General features: G+C 25.2%; 14 protein-coding genes and 1 tRNA gene. 7 read left to right on the forward strand and 8 right to left on the reverse strand.

Going from position 1 to position 17,277, the window contains the following annotated elements; genetic code table 11:
• Positions 1-12: 12 nt before the first annotated feature.
• Genes cobA through DM815_RS01390 form a run of 4 tightly spaced genes read left to right on the forward strand, consistent with a single transcriptional unit; the run spans position 13 to position 4,913 of the window.
• Positions 13-825, forward strand: coding sequence for a uroporphyrinogen-III C-methyltransferase (gene cobA, locus DM815_RS01375; protein WP_110508809.1), 813 nt, complete (start codon positions 13-15; stop codon positions 823-825).
• Positions 826-874: 49 nt separating this feature from the next.
• A complete protein-coding gene (locus tag DM815_RS01380; RefSeq protein ID WP_110509381.1) occupies positions 875-2,566 on the forward strand; it encodes a sulfite reductase flavoprotein subunit alpha in 1,692 nt (563 codons plus the stop codon).
• A 42-nt stretch (positions 2,567-2,608) separates the two neighbouring features.
• A complete protein-coding gene (locus tag DM815_RS01385) occupies positions 2,609-4,288 on the forward strand; it encodes an NADPH-dependent assimilatory sulfite reductase hemoprotein subunit (RefSeq protein WP_110508810.1) in 1,680 nt (559 codons plus the stop codon).
• Between the two features lie 4 nt (positions 4,289-4,292).
• On the forward strand, positions 4,293-4,913 hold the full coding sequence (locus DM815_RS01390) for a bifunctional precorrin-2 dehydrogenase/sirohydrochlorin ferrochelatase (protein ID WP_110509383.1): 621 nt from the start codon (positions 4,293-4,295) through the stop codon (positions 4,911-4,913).
• Positions 4,914-5,199: 286 nt separating this feature from the next.
• Here the strand turns inward: DM815_RS01390 and DM815_RS01395 are convergent, their stop codons facing one another.
• The 3 genes from DM815_RS01395 to DM815_RS01405 form a co-directional block, all read right to left on the reverse strand.
• Positions 5,200-6,171: a 2-hydroxyacid dehydrogenase gene (locus tag DM815_RS01395; RefSeq protein WP_110508811.1), complete on the reverse strand. Its 972-nt coding sequence runs from the start codon at positions 6,169-6,171 to the stop codon at positions 5,200-5,202.
• Between the two features lie 25 nt (positions 6,172-6,196).
• Complete coding sequence (locus DM815_RS01400) at positions 6,197-8,473, reverse strand: transglycosylase domain-containing protein (RefSeq protein WP_110508812.1); 2,277 nt, start codon at positions 8,471-8,473, stop codon at positions 6,197-6,199.
• A gap of 62 nt (positions 8,474-8,535) precedes the next feature.
• Positions 8,536-9,591, reverse strand: coding sequence for a stage 0 sporulation family protein (locus DM815_RS01405; RefSeq protein ID WP_110508814.1), 1,056 nt, complete (start codon positions 9,589-9,591; stop codon positions 8,536-8,538).
• A gap of 86 nt (positions 9,592-9,677) precedes the next feature.
• Here DM815_RS01405 and coaD point away from each other — a divergent pair, with 86 nt between their 5' ends.
• Positions 9,678-10,160, forward strand: coding sequence for a pantetheine-phosphate adenylyltransferase (gene coaD / locus DM815_RS01410; protein WP_110508816.1), 483 nt, complete (start codon positions 9,678-9,680; stop codon positions 10,158-10,160).
• Here coaD and rnr read toward each other — a convergent pair.
• Entirely contained in the window at positions 10,157-12,130 is a 1,974-nt protein-coding gene (rnr, locus tag DM815_RS01415) for a ribonuclease R (RefSeq protein ID WP_110508818.1), read from the reverse strand. The genes coaD and rnr overlap by 4 nt on opposite strands.
• A gap of 182 nt (positions 12,131-12,312) precedes the next feature.
• Between rnr and DM815_RS01420 the strand changes: the two genes are divergently transcribed.
• Together DM815_RS01420 and glmS are read left to right on the forward strand one after the other, a co-directional pair.
• A complete protein-coding gene (locus DM815_RS01420) occupies positions 12,313-13,131 on the forward strand; it encodes a glycogen/starch synthase (protein ID WP_110508820.1) in 819 nt (272 codons plus the stop codon).
• A 46-nt stretch (positions 13,132-13,177) separates the two neighbouring features.
• Positions 13,178-15,016 carry a glutamine--fructose-6-phosphate transaminase (isomerizing) gene (glmS, locus tag DM815_RS01425; protein ID WP_110508822.1) on the forward strand — a complete coding sequence of 613 codons (1,839 nt, stop codon included), beginning with the start codon at positions 13,178-13,180 and terminating at the stop codon, positions 15,014-15,016.
• A gap of 6 nt (positions 15,017-15,022) precedes the next feature.
• Here the strand turns inward: glmS and DM815_RS01430 are convergent, their stop codons facing one another.
• The 4 genes from DM815_RS01430 to DM815_RS01445 all read right to left on the reverse strand — a co-directional run bounded on the left by DM815_RS01430 (position 15,023) and on the right by DM815_RS01445 (position 17,261).
• Positions 15,023-15,763 carry a uroporphyrinogen-III synthase gene (locus DM815_RS01430; protein WP_110509385.1) on the reverse strand — a complete coding sequence of 247 codons (741 nt, stop codon included), beginning with the start codon at positions 15,761-15,763 and terminating at the stop codon, positions 15,023-15,025.
• Positions 15,764-16,197: 434 nt separating this feature from the next.
• Positions 16,198-16,268: transfer RNA gene (locus tag DM815_RS01435), tRNA-Cys, on the reverse strand.
• Between the two features lie 14 nt (positions 16,269-16,282).
• Positions 16,283-16,642: a dihydroneopterin aldolase gene (gene folB / locus DM815_RS01440; protein WP_110508824.1), complete on the reverse strand. Its 360-nt coding sequence runs from the start codon at positions 16,640-16,642 to the stop codon at positions 16,283-16,285.
• 4 nt (positions 16,643-16,646) lie between these two features.
• Entirely contained in the window at positions 16,647-17,261 is a 615-nt protein-coding gene (locus DM815_RS01445; RefSeq protein WP_110508826.1) for a superoxide dismutase, read from the reverse strand.
• Positions 17,262-17,277 lie beyond the last annotated feature (16 nt).

Below are 17,277 nucleotides of genomic sequence, written 5' to 3' on the forward strand. Positions count from 1 at the left end.
TATTTTTTAAATATGAAAAAAGTAATTTTTATTTCAGCAGGACCAGGAGATCCTGATTTAATTACCATTAAAGCTATTAATCATTTAAAAAAATCTGAAGTAGTATTGGTAGATCGTCTTGTAAGTCCTGAAATAGTAAATAAATATTTAAATCCTAGAAGAAAGATTATTTATGTAGGTAAGTATAATGATATGCATAATAAAAAGGAGAAAAAATCATTTTTTACTCATACTCAGAAAAGTATTAACCATCTCATGGTTTATCATGCATTAAAAGGAAGATATGTAGTCCGATTAAAAGGAGGTGATGTTTCTATTTTTTCTAATATTATGGATGAGTTAATGGAACTAAAAAAATATGATATTTCTTATGAAATTATTCCAGGAGTTACTGCAGCTATAGGAGCTTCTGCTTATACAGGAATTCCTCTCACAGCAAGAGGATATGCCTCTTCAGTACGTTTTGTTACTCTTCATAATCCAAATTCTATTGATAAAAATCAGTGGAATGAATTTATGGAAACTAAGGATACTTTGGTATTTTATATGTGTGTTCATAAATTATATCATATTATGGATAAGTTGATGATGAATAAAAGGAATCTTTACACAGATAAATTGATAGCAATTGTAGAACAAGCTACAACTCCTATGCAAAAAGTATATACAAGTACTCTTTATAATTTCAAAGATATGATAAAAAAAGAAAAAAAATTTTTATCTCCTTCTTTAGTGATTTTTGGAAAAATAGTCAATCTATATAGTTATTTTAAATGGAATTATAGATCCAATTTTCTCGATAAAAAGAATTATTTTATTTATTAAAATCCTATTGTTTTTTTCTATTTATTTATGTTTTTTTAATTTGAATGAAATGTTATCTGAATCAAAAAATAAAGTATTTGTAGAATTAATAAAAAATTCTTCTAAAGAAGAAATTATTTGGATGTATGGATATATATCTGGAATATTCTCTTCTTTTCAAAAAAATTCGAAAGAATTGAAAAAGAATAAAGATAAAATTACACTTGTATATGGAACAGAAACTGGAAATGCTAAAAATTTAGCATTTTCTATTGTAGAAAAAGCTAAAAAAGAAAAAATTAAAATTAGATTAATAAGTTTAGATCAATATCGTTTTATAGATTTAAAAATAGAAGATTATTTTTTCATAATTATTAGCACACATGGAGAAGGAGAGCCCCCTTCATCCGCAAGATCTTTTTTCAATTTCCTTTTTCAAGAAAAAAATCTTCGTTTAGATAATATGAAATATGGAGTATTAGCATTAGGAGATCGTTCTTATTCTTTTTTTTGTAAAGCTGGAGAGGATTTAGATAAACGTTTATATGAAATGGGAGCAGATAGGAAGATCCCCTTATATAAATGTGATGTTGATTTTGAATCAAGAGCAGAAAGTTGGTTTTTAAACTTTTTAAATATTTTTAAAATAAAAAAACTGGAAGAAAATATATTCCAAAAAAAGGATGGTAAAAAAAAGATTCATGGAAAAATTTTGACTAAAATACTTTTAAATGATAAAGATAGAGGATCTAATAAAGAAATTTATCATATTGAAATTTTAATTCAAAAAAATGAATCGGAAAAAATCGATTATCTTCCAGGAGATTCTATAGCTGTTAAAGCTGAAAATTCTGAATATGAAGTCAAAAAAATTATAAATCTTTTACAAGATAAAGATATACTGGAAAATTCCAATGAAGTAAAAATGATCTTTAATTTATTGAAAAAAAACTTGAGTATTTTTTATTTATCCAGGAATATGTTAAAAAAATATTCTTTATTGGTAGGAAAAGATATACCTAATAATAGAGAATGGATCTTTTTTGATCTTTTAAAAGAATTTCCTATAGGAAAGAAAATTTCTTTAAAAGATTTGGTTCAAATAATGGATCCTATAAAACCTAGATTATATTCTATTTCTTCTTCTCCTAAAGTACATCATTCTGAAATACATATTACAGTATCACGTCATCGTTTTCAAACGAATAATGGAAAAATTAGATATGGATTTTGTTCAAATTTTCTTTCTAAATTAAAAGTAGGGGATGATTTATTCTTTTATATACACAAAAATCATTTATTTAAGTTGCCAGAATCCAATAATAAGGATATTATCCTTATTGGACCTGGAACAGGAATAGCTCCTTTTCGTTCTTTTTTATATGAAAGAGAAGCTATAGGATCTACGGGTAAAAATTGGCTTTTTTTTGGAGACCAACACTTTTACACGGATTTTTTATATCAGAAGGAAATACAAAATTGGAAAAAAAATGGAATACTACATCATGTAAGTCTTTCTTTTTCTAGAGATCAAAAAGAGAAAATATATGTACAGAATAAAATATGGGAAAATAGGAAAGAATTTTTTTCATGGATAAAAAATGGGGCTTATGTATACGTTTGTGGAAAAAAAATTTCTATGAGTATAGATGTTGAAAACACTATATTTCGTATAATAAAAGAAGTTGGGGGATATTCTTCTCCAGAATTTTTTGTAAAAAAAATGATAGAAGATGGACGTTATTTAAAAGATGTATACTAATTTTTTCAAAAATTGTTTTTTAGAATTAAATTGATTGATAATATGAAAAAAGATAGTTTTTTAGAAAAAAAAAAAAAAACAAGAGAGGAAAAAATAAAAAAAGAAAGTCTAGGTCTTAGAGGGACTATTATCGATAGTTTAAAAAATGAATTATTTGGGGGCCTTGATGATCAGGATAAAATTATAGTTAAATTTCATGGTTTATATCAACAAGATAATCGAGATATAAGAGAAGAAAGATCTAAAAAAAAATTAGATCGTTTTTTTTCTTTTATGATTCGATTAAGAATCCCAGGAGGTCTTATTAATTCTAAACAATGGATAGCTATACATAAAATTTCGGAAAAAAATTCAACCGGAGTAATCAAAGTTACAACTAGACAAACTATTCAATTACATGGATTAATAAAATCTAAAATAAAACCTACTATTCAATCTTTTAATCTTGAAAAATTGGATTCTATTGCTACTTGTGGTGATGTTAATAGAAATGTGGTATGTAGTACATATATTGGAAAATACTTTCATGAAGAAATATTTAACTATGCTTTAAAAATTAGCAAAATGTTACTTCCAAAAACAAGAGCCTATTATGAAATATGGTTAGATGAAAAAAAAATTCTTGAAAAAAAAAAGAAAGAACCTCTTTACCTGGATTGTTTTTTGCCTAGAAAATTTAAGATAGCAATAGCTATACCTCCAAATAATGATGTAGATGTATTTGCAAATGATATAGGATTAATAGCTATTATCGTAAATAACCAATTTCAAGGATTTAATATATCTGTTGGAGGAGGATTATCTACTACACATGGAAATTCCAAAACTTATTCTAGATTAGGTACAGTAATTGGATTTTATGATTCTGAGAAAGAAATACTAAAAATAATATACGAAATTTTAAAAATTCAACGTGATTATGGAAATAGAGGAGATCGTAAATTAGCTCGTTTAAAATATACCATAGACCATTATGGAATCGATTGGTTTAAGAATAAATTAGAAAAAAGAATTGGATTTTTTTTAAAAAAAGAACACCCATTTTTTTTTACAGAAAGATGTGATTATTTTGGTTGGATTCAAGATAATAGAAAATTATGGAATTATACTTTTTTTATAGAAAATGGTCTAATCTTTGATAGAAAAAATTTTAAATTAAAATCTGCTTTATTAAAAATAGCAGAATATCAAATATGTGATTTTTTATTTACTTGTAATCAAAATATGACATTAACTCATATTCATAGAAATGATAAAAAAAAAATAGAATTTTTTCTTGATAAATATGGAATTTACAATTATATGAATAGTCTTTCTTCTATAAGAAAAAATTCTATGGCCTGTGTTGCATTTAATACTTGTCCTTTAGCATTAGCTGAAGGACAACGTTATCTTCCTCATTTAATATCTAAAATAGAAACTATTTTAAAAAAGTATCAGTTGGATAAAGAAAATATTATTATTCGTATGACCGGATGTCCCAATGGTTGTTCTCGTCCTTATTTATCAGAAATAGGATTGGTAGGGGTTTCTTATGGAAGATATAATCTTTATTTAGGAGGGGATCAAGAAGGAAGACGTTTGAATAAACTATATAAAAAAAATATGGATGAATTTTCTATTTTAAAGGAACTTGATCTTATTTTTTATTTTTTTAAAAAAGAAAGATTTTTTGGAGAAAAATTAGGAAATTTTTCTTTTAGAAAGAAATGGATTGTATAATCTAATGAGGATAAAAAAAGAAAATAATCGACTTTTTCCGATTTTTTTAAAGTTAGAAAAACTTTCTCTTTTAATTATTGGAGGAGGAAAAACTGCTTTAGAAAAATTAAATACCGTATTACGAAATAATCCTGATACAAAAATTAATCTGATAGCTTCTCATATTGATCAAAGATTTTATGAACTATCTAAATTATTTAATTCCATAAGATTAATTAAAAAATCATATGGGGTATCCGATTTAGAAAATATGGATGTTATTATTGTTGCTGTTAATAATCTAATTTTAAGTGAGAAAATAAAAAAAGATGCAAAAAAAATGCATAAACTAGTAAACGTATCTGACAAACCTGAACTTTGTGATTTTTATCTTGGATCTATTGTACAAAAAGGTAATCTAAAAATAGCCATTTCTACCAATGGTAAATCTCCTACTATAGCTAAACGTTTAAAAGAAATTTTTTCGTATTTTTTACCTCATGAATTAAATGAAGTATTGATTAAAATGCATGAAATAAGAAAAAAATTGAAAGGAAATTTTGATTTTAAAGTAAAAAAATTAAATGAATTAACGAATCAATGTTTAAAAAACTCATTTGAAAAAAAAAAACAGAAAAAAAATTAATAAAAAGTTTTTTTTCTATAAATTTTTTATATTTCCTTTGACTGTATTTTTTTCTAATATTGTGGATCTATCTATAAAGATGGAATGAAAAACTCCTAAATATATATAATAAAATCGGAAAATTTTTTGTTATTACTTATAGTGCAATAACTTTTTTTTTCTTAGGAATACATTATTGGAATAATAATGTTTTTTCTTTAGGTATTTTGGTGATCCTATTAGAGTATTCGAATTTTATATAAGGTAATTAAGAAAAAAAACATGTAAAAAATAGTTTTCATAGATTTCAAGTTTTAATTGAAGAATTATATAAACTTTTTTTTAGAAAAATAATTTTTTCAACGATCTCTTTTTCCATTTTATATTTTGATTCTTTAGTCCATCCAGCTATGTGTGGGGTTAAAATAACCTTATCGGAATAAATAAGATAAAAAAAATTTTTTGGAAGTTTACGGTGATAAAAAAAATGTTCAAAAGAATATTTTTCATATTCTAATACATCTAAACATGCTCCATATATTTTTCCATTTTTTAAAGCGGTCACTAAATGTTCGGTAAGTACGCACCCACCCCTAGATGTATTAATAAAATAAAAAGGTTTAAAAAATTTTTTTATAAATATTTCGTTTACCATTCCTTTAGTATCCTTTGTGTAAGGAACATGTAGACTAATTATATCCGATTTCATAAAAATTGTTTTCATATCTACTTGTTCTGCATAAATATCTCCTACTTTAGGAAGGATATCATAACAAAATATTGTAGGTTCAAATCCAGAAATTTTTTTAGCAAATGCCTTTCCTGTATTACCATATCCAATAATCCCTATTGTTTTTCCCATTATTTCTATTCCTCTATTAGATTCTCTATTCCACTTCCCTTTTCTAATTTCCTGATTAGAACGAATGATATGATTCATCATAGATAAAAGCATAGCTATAGCATGTTCTGCTACAGCATCCTTATTCCCTTTTGGAGAAGAAATTAAAGTGACCCCATTTTTGAAAGCATAATTTTGATCTATATTTTCTGTTCCAGATCCTACACGAGCTATAAATTTTAAATTTTTAGCTTTTTTAATAAATTCTTTATCTATTTTTAATCGACTTCTTAAAATAATTCCATCATATAGAGATATGATCTTTATAATTTTTTCTATAGGATCATAATAATTTTCATTACAAATGAATCCTTCTTTTCTTAATTTATATATGATAAAAGGATGATTTTTATCTAAAATTAAAATTTTTTTTATCATACATTTTTCAATAATAAGATACCATCTATTTATCGTAATCTAAAGGATTTTCAGTATTTAAACTTTCATCAAAATCTAGAAAATCTTTGAAATTATTTTCCTCATTATTATTTTTATTTTCCTCACATTGATCCCAATTATATTTGGAATTTTTTGGTTTATGAAAAAACAATTTTTCATGATATACAAGACTTGTATCCTTATATAGACTTTTCATGTAATAAGCCCATATAGGCAATGCCATGTTCGCTCCTTGTCCTAATTTTATGTTTTCAAAATGAGCAAATCGATCTTCCCAACCAACCCAAACCCCAGTAGTTAAATTAGGAATCATTCCTATAAACCATCCATCCGAATTTTCATTAGTGGTCCCGGTTTTTCCTGCTATATTTTCCAAAATAAAATTATACTTATGTAATCTTTTAGCCGTTCCATACTGTACTACCCCTTCCATTAATTTTAACATAATATACGCAACTTCTTCACTAAATACTTTCCTTATGCTAATATCTATTCGTTCTTTAATTATTTTTCCATATTTATCCTCTATTCTTACTAAAATACTTGGTTTTACATAATTACCATAATTAGTAAATGTATTAAAAGCTCCTGTCATTTCATATAAGGTTAAATCAGAAGATCCAAGAGCTATAGATGGATGTTCAGGGATCATGGATTCCACTCCCATTCTTTTTGCTAAATCTATTACTGGGCCTGGAGTTATTTGTGCTATAAGTCTAGCAGAAATAGTGTTAACGGATAATGCTAATCCATCTTTTAAAGTAAGGTGACCACCATATTTTCCATTTGAATTTCTAGGACTCCATTTTCCTATATGAAATTTTTCATTTGATATTTTTGTGCAAGGATTATAATGCAATTCCTTAATTGCTGCAGCATATAAAATAGGTTTGAAAACAGAACCAACTTGACGTTTTGTTTTAGCAACATGATCATATTGAAAATAATTAAAATCTATTCCACCGACCCATGCTTTTATATAGCCTGTATAAGGTTCTATAGATAGCATACCAGCTTGAATAATACTTTTTTGATAACGAATAAAATCCCATGGAGACATTAATACTTTTTGGGATCCATTCCAGGTAAATATTTTTGTAGGTTTTGGTTTTTTTAATTCTTTTATAATTTTTTCCTCTGTCATCCCTTTTTGTTTAAGATATTGATAAAGTTGTGTCCTACGCATGGCAGATAGAAAAATCCTATTTGTTTTTTCTGGAGTAATATTTAAAAATGGAGCATTTTTATTTTTTTTTTGAGAACTATTAAATAAAATTTGTAATTTACTAAGGTGTTTTTTTACTGCTTTTTCTGCATAATCTTGCATTTTTTCATCAATAGATGTATATATTTTCAATCCACTAGAATAAAGATTAAGCTTTTGTCCAGTTTCTTTTTCATGGTCATTTAATGCTTCTTGAATTTCTTTTTTCAAAAATTCACCGTAATAAGTTAACAATTCAAAATCTTTTTTCTGCATTTTAAAATTTATTTTTACGGGTTTTTTCAATTCTTCTTTATATTTATATTCATTCAATAAATCATATTTTTTCATTTGAGATAAAACTAAATTTCTTTGTTTTTTTGCTCTATAAGGATATATTTTTGGATTGTATAATGAAGGATTTTCTAACATCCCCACCAACGTAGCACATTCTCCCAAATTAAGTTCAGAAGCTGTTTTATTAAAATAAGTATGTGCAGCTGTTTCAATTCCTTTTGCATTATATAAAAAATCAAATTTGTTATAATACATAGTAATAATTTCTTCTTTTGTATAACGTTTTTCTAATTCAATAGCCATTACCCATTCTAAAAGTTTTTGATGCATTCTTTGCAACTTGTTTTTTGCAGATGGACCTGTAAAAAGAAGTTTAGCTAATTGTTGAGAAATGGTACTACCTCCTCCTTTTTTACCTAAAGAAAAAATAGCTCTAAGAAGAGATTTTGCATCAATTCCAGAATGATATTTAAAACGAATATCTTCCTTTGCTATGAGAGCATTAATAAGATTTTTTGGAAGTTTTTTATAAGTAATTAGAGTTCTATTTTCGGAAAAAAATTTTCCTAATAAAATTCCATTGGAATCATATACTTCCGATCCTACTTCCATTGTAGGATTTTCTATGTCTTTAGTGCTTGGTAAAGTTCCTAAATAACCTTTAGAAGCTGCATAAAATATAAAAAAAATAGAAAAAATCCCTAGAAAAAAGAAAAACCAAAAATAAAAAAGAAGTATACGAAAATCAAAGCTAATTTTTTTTCTTTTTTTAGTATACACTTAAAAGAATTCTTTTTTTTATTTGCATAATCTAAATTTTAGAATCATCTATTTATAATAAATTAATCTTGAAATGTTAATTCTGTTTTTTGAATGATCTTAATTATTGATAGTTCCTCTAGAGGAGAAGACTTTTGATTCTTTCTATTTTTTTCTAAAATTTCTTTTATTTTTTTTATTCCTATTCTGAACCAAGTATTTGGATTCTTAATATAAGAAAACCACATTTGTTTTTTGAATACGTCAATCTTCATACATTTTGCAACTCCTTTTTCTGTGTGTATTTTACTCTCAAAATCTGGAAAATCTTTTATAGCTGATAAATAAGCGTCTAATTCATAATTTAAACAACATTTCAATTTGCTGCATTGTCCAGTTAATTTTTCTATATTTATAGAAAGTTGTTGATATCTAGCTGAATTAGTCGTAACACTTTTAAAATTTTTTAACCAAGTAGAACAACATAGTTCTCTACCACAAGATCCTATTCCTCCAATTTTTGCGGATTCTTGTCTGTATCCTATTTGTTTCATTTCTATACGTGTATGAAATGAGATAGCTAACTTTTTAATTAATTTTCTAAAATCAATTCTATTTTCCGATGTATAATAAAAAATAGCTTTTTCTCCATCTCCTTGATATTCTACATCACAAATTTTCATAGAAAGGTTCAAATTTTTTGCAATTTCTTTAGATTTTGAAAGATATATATGTTCTTTTTTTTTTAAAGATTTCCAAATATTTATTTCTATATCCGTAGATTTCCTATATATCTTTTTTCTTTTTAAAGAACTCAAAGAAATATTTTTATTCCTTATCTGTAATTTTACCAATTCTCCTGTTAAAGTCACTATTCCTATATCATATCCAATAGATTTAGATTCTACAGTTACAATATCCCCTTTACAAAGGGATATTTTATCCTGATTATGAAAAAATTCTTTTCTATCATTTTTAAATTGAACTTCTACAAGATCATATTCATCTCCAAAAGGAGATTTTATATCGGATAACCAATCCACTACATTCAGTTTTAAACATTGTTTTTTATTGGAAATATTATTTTCCTTGTTAATAAAACATTGTGTTGTTAAACAACTGGAACATAATTTTTCCATTATTAAAATAATTTTAAAGACAAAAATAAAACTTTTATTCCTCTTTTTATTTTTTTTGATATAAATTCATAAATACATAAATAAATATGAATAATAGAATAGCTGTATTTCCTGGAACTTTTGATCCAATTACTTTAGGACATTACGACATCATTGTTAGATCTTTAAATTTATTTGATAAAATTATTATAGCTATTGGAAATAACTCGGAAAAAAATAAGATGTTCTCTATTAAAAAGAGAAAAGAATGGATAAAAAAAACTTTTTTTAAGTTTCCTAAAATAGAAATAGAATTATTTCAAGGTTTAACTATTTCTTTTTGTAAAAAAAAAAAGGCTCAATTTTTATTGAGAGGGATTAGAAATCAATTAGATTTTGAATTTGAAAAGAATATTTATTATGCAAATAAAGAATTAGATAAAAAAAGTTGTATTGAAACCATATTCATTCTTTCTTCTTATGAAAAATCTTATATTAGTTCTTGTATGGTAAGAGATATTATAAAAAATGGAGGAAATTATACCATATTTGTTCCTAAATATGTAAGAATTAATAAGAAAATTTTCTAAATATCTAACCACTCAAGAAGAATTTGTTTCTTTTCTATATTTGCGTCTATAAGTTTTACTTTTACTTTATCTCCTAAATGGTAAATTTTTTGTTTTTTTTTGCCAATTATACTATAATTATTGGAATTTAGAGTGTAAATATCTCCTCCAATATCACGTAATCTTACCATTCCTTCTGTTTGAAATGACAATAAATCAATGAAAACACTCCAGTCTGTAAATCCTGTAATAATTCCATCAAATTCTTTTCCTAGAAATTTCTTTATATATTTAACTTGTATGTATTTCGAAAATTCTCTTTCTGCATCTATTGATAAACGCTCTTTATAACTACAATGTACAGACTGTTTTTCATAAAAATCTAGAGATTTTAATTTAGATTCATTATTAGTTAAATAATAATTTAATAAACGGTGTGCTATAATATCTGAATATCTCCTTATAGGAGAAGTAAAATGCGAATAGTAAATAAAGGATAATCCATAGTGTCCTATGTTTTTTGTGGAATATTTAGCTTTACTCATGGAACGAAGAATCAAATTTTCGATCATATTTTGTTCTGATTTACCTTGAATATTTGTTAATAAACAATTAAGAGATTTCTTTAGATTTTTTAAGTCTAAGGAATAACCTAAAGGCTCTATTATTTTTTTTAAAACGAAAATCTTCTGAAAATCTGGTTTATCGTGTGTTCTGTAAATATACGTTTTTTTAGAAGGGGAGCCTTCCAAATTTAAACTAACAAATTCTGAAACTTTTCTGTTTGCTAGTAACATAAATTCTTCTATTAAACGATGAGCTTCTTTATTTTTTTCTAAATCTAATTTAGAAGGGTTTTTTTTTTCATCCAAATGAATTTTTATTTCTACCTTATCTAGGTAAATAGATCCATTTTTTAATCTTTTTTTAGTAAAAATCTTAGAAAAAGAAAACAAGGTATAAAGGTCTTTGTGAAAATCTCCTCTTTTATTTTCTATAATTTTTTGAACTTCTTCATATGTAAACCTTCTGTTAGATCGTATAATCGTTTTTCCAAACCAACTTTTTAATATTTTTCCTTTACTATCTACATTAAAAATGGAAGAAAAACTTAATTTATCTTTTTCTGGATGTAAAGAACAAAGATCATTGGATAATATTTTTGGAAGCATAGGAATGGATTTTCCAATAAAATAAATGGAATTTGCACGTGTATATGCTTCTTTATCTAATAAACTTCCTTCTTTCACATAATAAGAAACATCGGATATATGAATTCCAATTTCCCAAGTATTAGCATTTAACTTTCTGATAGAAAGTGCATCATCAAAATCTTTTGCATCGAAAGGATCTATAGTAAAGGTATTAATGTTTCGCATATCCCTTCTAAGATTGTTATCTGAATTTTTTTTAAATACAATTTTTTTTGCTTCTTTTTCTACTTCTTTAGGAAATTCATAAGATAATCCATATTCTTCCAACAAAGAATAAACTTCCGTTTTATGTTCTCCAGATGGTCCAAATACTTTAATAATTTCTCCTAAAGGATTTTTGAAATTTTTTGGCCATTTAATTATTCTAACTAATACTTTTTCATTATGATAATATCCTTTTAATTTTTTTTTAGGAATATCTATATTTACATGAATAGTCTTGTTATGAACTATTACTGATCCATATTTGGAATTAGATTGAATTTTTAATATTCCAATAAAATTTTCTCTTTTTCTTTTTATTATTTTTATAACTTCTCCTTCTATTTTTTTTCCTAATTTTTTGTTTTTTAGTTTTATTCGAACTAAATCTCCTTCTATAGCTCGATTAGTTTTTTTTTTAGGAATAAAAATTTCTTTTTGAAATCCTTCTACATTTACAAATGCATATCCATAACTAGTAATAGTGATTAATCCAGTAGCAGTAGACCAATTTTTATACTGAATTTTTTTTTCAATGGAATATTTTTTTTTCTTTTTTTCCAAATAAAATGGCATTTTAATTAACGGTTAAAAAAATCTAAAATCTACGAGGTTTTCTCTAATATAATATAAAAGGGATTCTATAGATTTTTTATATCTGTCACCTCTGTAAATAAGTATTGGATATTATTTATTATCTTTGTAATGATTCGTTTTTTTTACTATATATATTTCAAATATAAAAAAATTTCTCTAAGATGACAGGTAAACGTATATTATATGTTTCTTCAGATTTATTCCCTTTCTCTTCAGAGAGTCCTATTTCTTTATCGGTTTTAAAAGCTACCAAGTTTATGCAATCCATAGGAAATGACATTCGTATATTCATGCCACGCTTTGGAATGATAAATGAACGAAGGCATCAATTACATGAAGTGATTCGTTTGTCAGGGATGAACTTAATGATCAATGACGTAGATCACCCTTTATTGATTAAGGTTGCGTCTATTCCCGATGCTAGACTACAAGTTTATTTTATAGATAATGAAGAATATTTTAAAAGAAAAGCTATGTATGAAGATGAAAATGGTAATCTTTTTTCGGATAATGACGAAAGAGCTTTATTCTTTACAAAAGGAGTTTTGGAAGCCGTAAAAAAATTGAATTGGAGTCCTGATATTATTCATATATATGGTTGGATTAGTTCTTTTATTCCACTATATATTAAGAATTTTTACAAAAATGGTCCTGTATATAAAAATACAAAAATTGTTACATCTATATATAATACTCCATTTAAAGGATCTATTAATAAGGATATTATTAAAAAAGTAAAAATAGATGGAATAAAATCTAGAAAATTAAAATTATTGGAAAATCCTAACTATTTTAATCTGATAAAGTTATGTATGTACTTTTCTGATGCAATAATCAAAGGTGATCTTTCTTTTCCTAAAGAAATAGATGATTATATAGAAAAAAATAAATTATTAGTGTTAAAATATTATCCTGTAGAAAAAATAGAAACCGTTTATCAACAATTTTATAAAGAAACTTTTTTAGAAAAGATGAATTAATCTATATCAATAAAAAAAATTAAAAATTCTGATTCTATAGGTTAGAATGTGTGGAATAGTTGGTTATTTGGGATATAGAGAAGCCTATCCCATTCTTATTAATGGATTAAAAAAATTGGAATATCGTGGATATGATAGTTCTGGAATAGCTGTTTTTTATGATGGAAAATATAATTTATATAAAACAAAAGGAAGAGTTTATGAATTAGAGAAAAAAATTTTTTCAATAAAAGGGACAACTGGCATAGGACATACAAGATGGGCAACTCATGGTATTCCAGATGATATTAATGCACATCCTCATGTTTCTAATTCTAAAGAGCTTGTTCTGATTCATAATGGAATCATAGAAAATTATCATGCAATTAAAATTATTTTACTTAAAAATGGTTTCACTTTTAAAAGTGAAACAGATACAGAAGTTCTTGTAAACTTGATTGAGTTTATTCAAAAAAAAAACCAATTATCTTTGGAAGAAGCTGTTAGGATTTCTTTGAATGAAGTAATTGGAGCTTATTCTATAGCTGTAATAGAAAAATCTGATCCAGATAAAATCGTTATTGCTAAATTAGGGAGCCCCCTTACATTGGGAATTAATGAAAAAGAATTTTTTATAGCATCTGATCCTATTCCATTCATTGATTATACTAATAATGCACTTTATTTAAAAGATGGAGAAATGGCTATTCTTATAAAGGATAAAGAGTTAGATTTACGAAAAATTATAGATAATCACAAACTTAGTCCAATAATTAAAGAACTTAAAATTAATCTTAAAGAGATTGAAAAAGGAAAATATCAATATTTTATGTTAAAAGAAATTTATGAACAACCAAAAACAATTTTGGACACTTTGCGTGGTAGATTATTGATTTCTGATGGATTAATATGTATTGATGGGATTGAATCTAATAAGGATATTTTTATCAATGCAAAATGTATAACTATCGTTGCATGTGGAACTTCATGGCATTCAAGTTTAATTGGAGAATATTTGTTGGAAAAATTAACGCATATTCCAGTAGAAGTAGAATATGCTTCGGAATTTAGATACAAAAATCCAATTATAGAAGAAAAAAATATTGTTATTGTCATTTCTCAATCAGGAGAAACCGCAGATACTATAGCGGCCTTAAAGTTAGCAAAAAAAAAGGGTGCTTTTGTTTTTGGAATTTGTAATGTTGCAGGATCTTATATTGCACGAAATGTAGATGCAGGAGCTTATACACATGCAGGTCCAGAAATTGGAGTAGCTTCTACAAAATCTTTTACAGCTCAGATAACAGTTCTTTTTTTATTAGCTTTGAAAATAGGAAAATATAGATCTGTTATTACAGATATTCGTTATGAATTTTTTTGTAAAGAACTTAGATCTGTTCCAGAAAAAGTTAATTATACGTTAAAAATAGATAATTCTATCAAAAAAATATCTAAATTATATCATCATGTAAATAATTTTCTCTATTTAGGTAGAGGAATTAATTTTCCAGTAGCTTTAGAAGGAGCTTTAAAATTAAAAGAAATTTCTTACATTCATGCAGAAGGTTATCCTGCAGGAGAAATGAAACATGGACCTATGGCTTTAATCGATGAACATATGCCAGTAGTTATTATAGCTAATAAAAAAGAATGTTATGAAAAAATAATAGGAAATATTCAAGAAATTAAAGCTAGAAAAGGAAAAATTATAGCCATAGTCAATGATGGAGATATTCAAGCAAGTAAGTTAGCAGATCATGTAATAAAAATTCCAATTATTTCTGAAGAATTAAGTCCTTTAATTACGATCATTCCTCTTCAATTATTGGCCTATCAAATTGCTTTTCTAAGAGGAAAAAACGTAGATCGACCAAGAAATTTAGCAAAATCTGTAACCGTAGAATAATCTTTTTTATTTTTTTTGATATTCTTTTATATATCTTTCTAGAGCTTTAGCCATAGAAGGAAATTCCGGAGTTGGGACTCTAATAGCTATTTTTAATCCAGCTTTATAAGCAGCATCTAAAGTGTTTTTTCCAAAAGTAGCAATTTTTATATTATTTTGATCAAAATTAGGAAAATTTTCAAATAAAGATTTTATACATGCTGGGCTAAAGAATACCAATATATCATAATATATGATATGTTTTAAATCAGATAAATCACTAGAATTAGTTTTATATAAAATAGCTCTTTTCCATGAAATATTTAGTTTATTTAACATTTTTGGTATTTCTGATTTTAATATATCTGAAGATGGTAAAAGGAATCTTTCATTTGTATTTTTTTTAATAAAAGGCAATATATCTTTAAATGATTTTTTTCCAATGTATATTTTCCTTTTTCTATATATGATATATTTTTGCAAATAATAAGCTATAGATTCTGTTTGACAAATATATTTCATGGAAATAGGAACTTTGAATCGCATAGATTCTGCTAATCTAAAATAATGGTCAACAGAGTTTTTACTAATGAAAAGAACTACCGTAAAATCAGAAAAATTAATTTTCTGTTTTCTTACCTCAATAGAGGATGCTCCTTTTACTTCTATAAAGGATCTAAAATCTATTTTCACATTTTTGCTTAATTCTAGATATGGAGAATTTGAACCTTTTAGAGGTTGTGAAATGAGAATATTATTGATCTTCATCATTATTATTGTTGCATATTCATTGATTTATACAGAATAAAAATTTTTAATTATGATTTAAATTCGCAAATTTACAAAAAAAAAAGAATAAGGAAAAAAATTATTAACTAGTATAAAAAATTTATTTTGATAAAAAAAATAATTCTTTTACTATTTTTTTTCATTTATTCAGATAATAGTATACCTATAAGTGTTTTTATTTCTAAAAAAAGAATGATAAATCTACTCACAGAAATTTTATTTTTCCAGGAGTTTTCTTTTCATAAAAAAAATGAAGAAGATGTAATCTATAAAAGATATAATCTTACAAAGAAAAAATTTTTGTACAATTACCATTTTTACACAAAAAAGATTGACAATCATATTGATCTTTTAAAAAGAGTACAATATCATTTAAAAATATTTTTTTTAAAAAAGTTAATTGAACAATATAGAGGCACAGAGCGGAATCGAACCGCTATAAAAGGTTTTGCAGACCCATGCCTTTCCAATCGGCCACCGTGCCAAAATTACAAAGAATTAATTTAGGTCATCTAAAATAACACAAAATCTATCCACACTGCTTTGCAGGGGGGGGTTTTCTTTACAAATCTTTATTTTTATTTTTTTAACTAAATCTATCCTATACTTTTTTATTCTTTGGATTATTCTATAGGCTAAATGTTCCAATAATTTAGAATTAATAGCCATTTCTTCTTTTACAATACGAAATAAATATACATAATCAATAGTTTTTGATAAATCGTCACTAATAGAAGCCTTATAAAGATCTAATTCTACTTCTATATTGACTGTATAATAAGAACCTAAAAATTTTTCCTCTGGAATACACCCGTGAAATCCAAATAATTTTATATTCTCTAGAATAATCTTTCCCATTCGGTTATTCTACTATGGAATATTTATAATTTTCTTCTACTTTTTTCCAATTAATGATATTCCAAAATGAAGAAATATAATCGATTCTTCGATTTTGATATTGAAGATAATAAGCATGTTCCCAAACATCTAATCCTAATATAGGAATACCTTCACAACCAATCCCTAACATTAATGGATTATCTTGATTTTCTGTAGAACAAATAGTTAATTCTTTTTCTTTTACACATAGCCATGCCCATCCAGAACCAAAACGATTCATTGCTACATCCGTAAATTTTTCTTTGAAAAGATCGAATGTTTTGAATTTTTTTTTAAAAACTTCATTTAGACACTCACTTGGAGGAGTACTTTTTGAATGAGGAATTAATATTTCCCAAAATAAATTATGATTATAAAAACCCCCACTATTATTTCTTATTATTGGATTTTCAATATTCGCTCTTCTTAAAATTTCTTTTATAGATAAGTTTTCCATATCTGTTCCATTAATAGCTTTATTTAGATTATTGGTATATGCAGCATGATGTTTTATATAATGGATTTTCATAGTTTTTTGATCTATATAAGGTTCAAAATCCTTGTATGAATAAGATAAATTAGGAAGTTTAAATGACATATTTTTTTTATTAAAA

It is taken from the genome of Blattabacterium sp. (Cryptocercus kyebangensis) (assembly GCF_003226855.1).
Taxonomy (GTDB): Bacteria; Bacteroidota; Bacteroidia; order Flavobacteriales; family Blattabacteriaceae; genus Blattabacterium.

Excerpts from the sequence above, each read along its gene's own strand:
- DM815_RS01380 (WP_110509381.1), top strand. The coding sequence starts at position 875 with ATGTTATCTGAATCAAAAAATAAAGTATTTGTAGAATTAATAAAAAAT.
- DM815_RS01420 (WP_110508820.1), top strand. The coding sequence starts at position 12,313 with ATGACAGGTAAACGTATATTATATGTTTCTTCAGATTTATTCCCTTTC.
- glmS (WP_110508822.1), top strand. The coding sequence starts at position 13,178 with ATGTGTGGAATAGTTGGTTATTTGGGATATAGAGAAGCCTATCCCATT.
- coaD (WP_110508816.1), top strand. The coding sequence starts at position 9,678 with ATGAATAATAGAATAGCTGTATTTCCTGGAACTTTTGATCCAATTACT.
- folB (WP_110508824.1), bottom strand. The coding sequence starts at position 16,642 with ATGGGAAAGATTATTCTAGAGAATATAAAATTATTTGGATTTCACGGG.
- DM815_RS01395 (WP_110508811.1), bottom strand. The coding sequence starts at position 6,171 with ATGATAAAAAAAATTTTAATTTTAGATAAAAATCATCCTTTTATCATA.
- DM815_RS01445 (WP_110508826.1), bottom strand. The coding sequence starts at position 17,261 with ATGTCATTTAAACTTCCTAATTTATCTTATTCATACAAGGATTTTGAA.
- rnr (WP_110508818.1), bottom strand. The coding sequence starts at position 12,130 with ATGCCATTTTATTTGGAAAAAAAGAAAAAAAAATATTCCATTGAAAAA.
- DM815_RS01390 (WP_110509383.1), top strand. The coding sequence starts at position 4,293 with ATGAGGATAAAAAAAGAAAATAATCGACTTTTTCCGATTTTTTTAAAG.
- DM815_RS01385 (WP_110508810.1), top strand. The coding sequence starts at position 2,609 with ATGAAAAAAGATAGTTTTTTAGAAAAAAAAAAAAAAACAAGAGAGGAA.
- DM815_RS01430 (WP_110509385.1), bottom strand. The coding sequence starts at position 15,763 with ATGAAGATCAATAATATTCTCATTTCACAACCTCTAAAAGGTTCAAAT.
- cobA (WP_110508809.1), top strand. The coding sequence starts at position 13 with ATGAAAAAAGTAATTTTTATTTCAGCAGGACCAGGAGATCCTGATTTA.
- DM815_RS01405 (WP_110508814.1), bottom strand. The coding sequence starts at position 9,591 with ATGGAAAAATTATGTTCCAGTTGTTTAACAACACAATGTTTTATTAAC.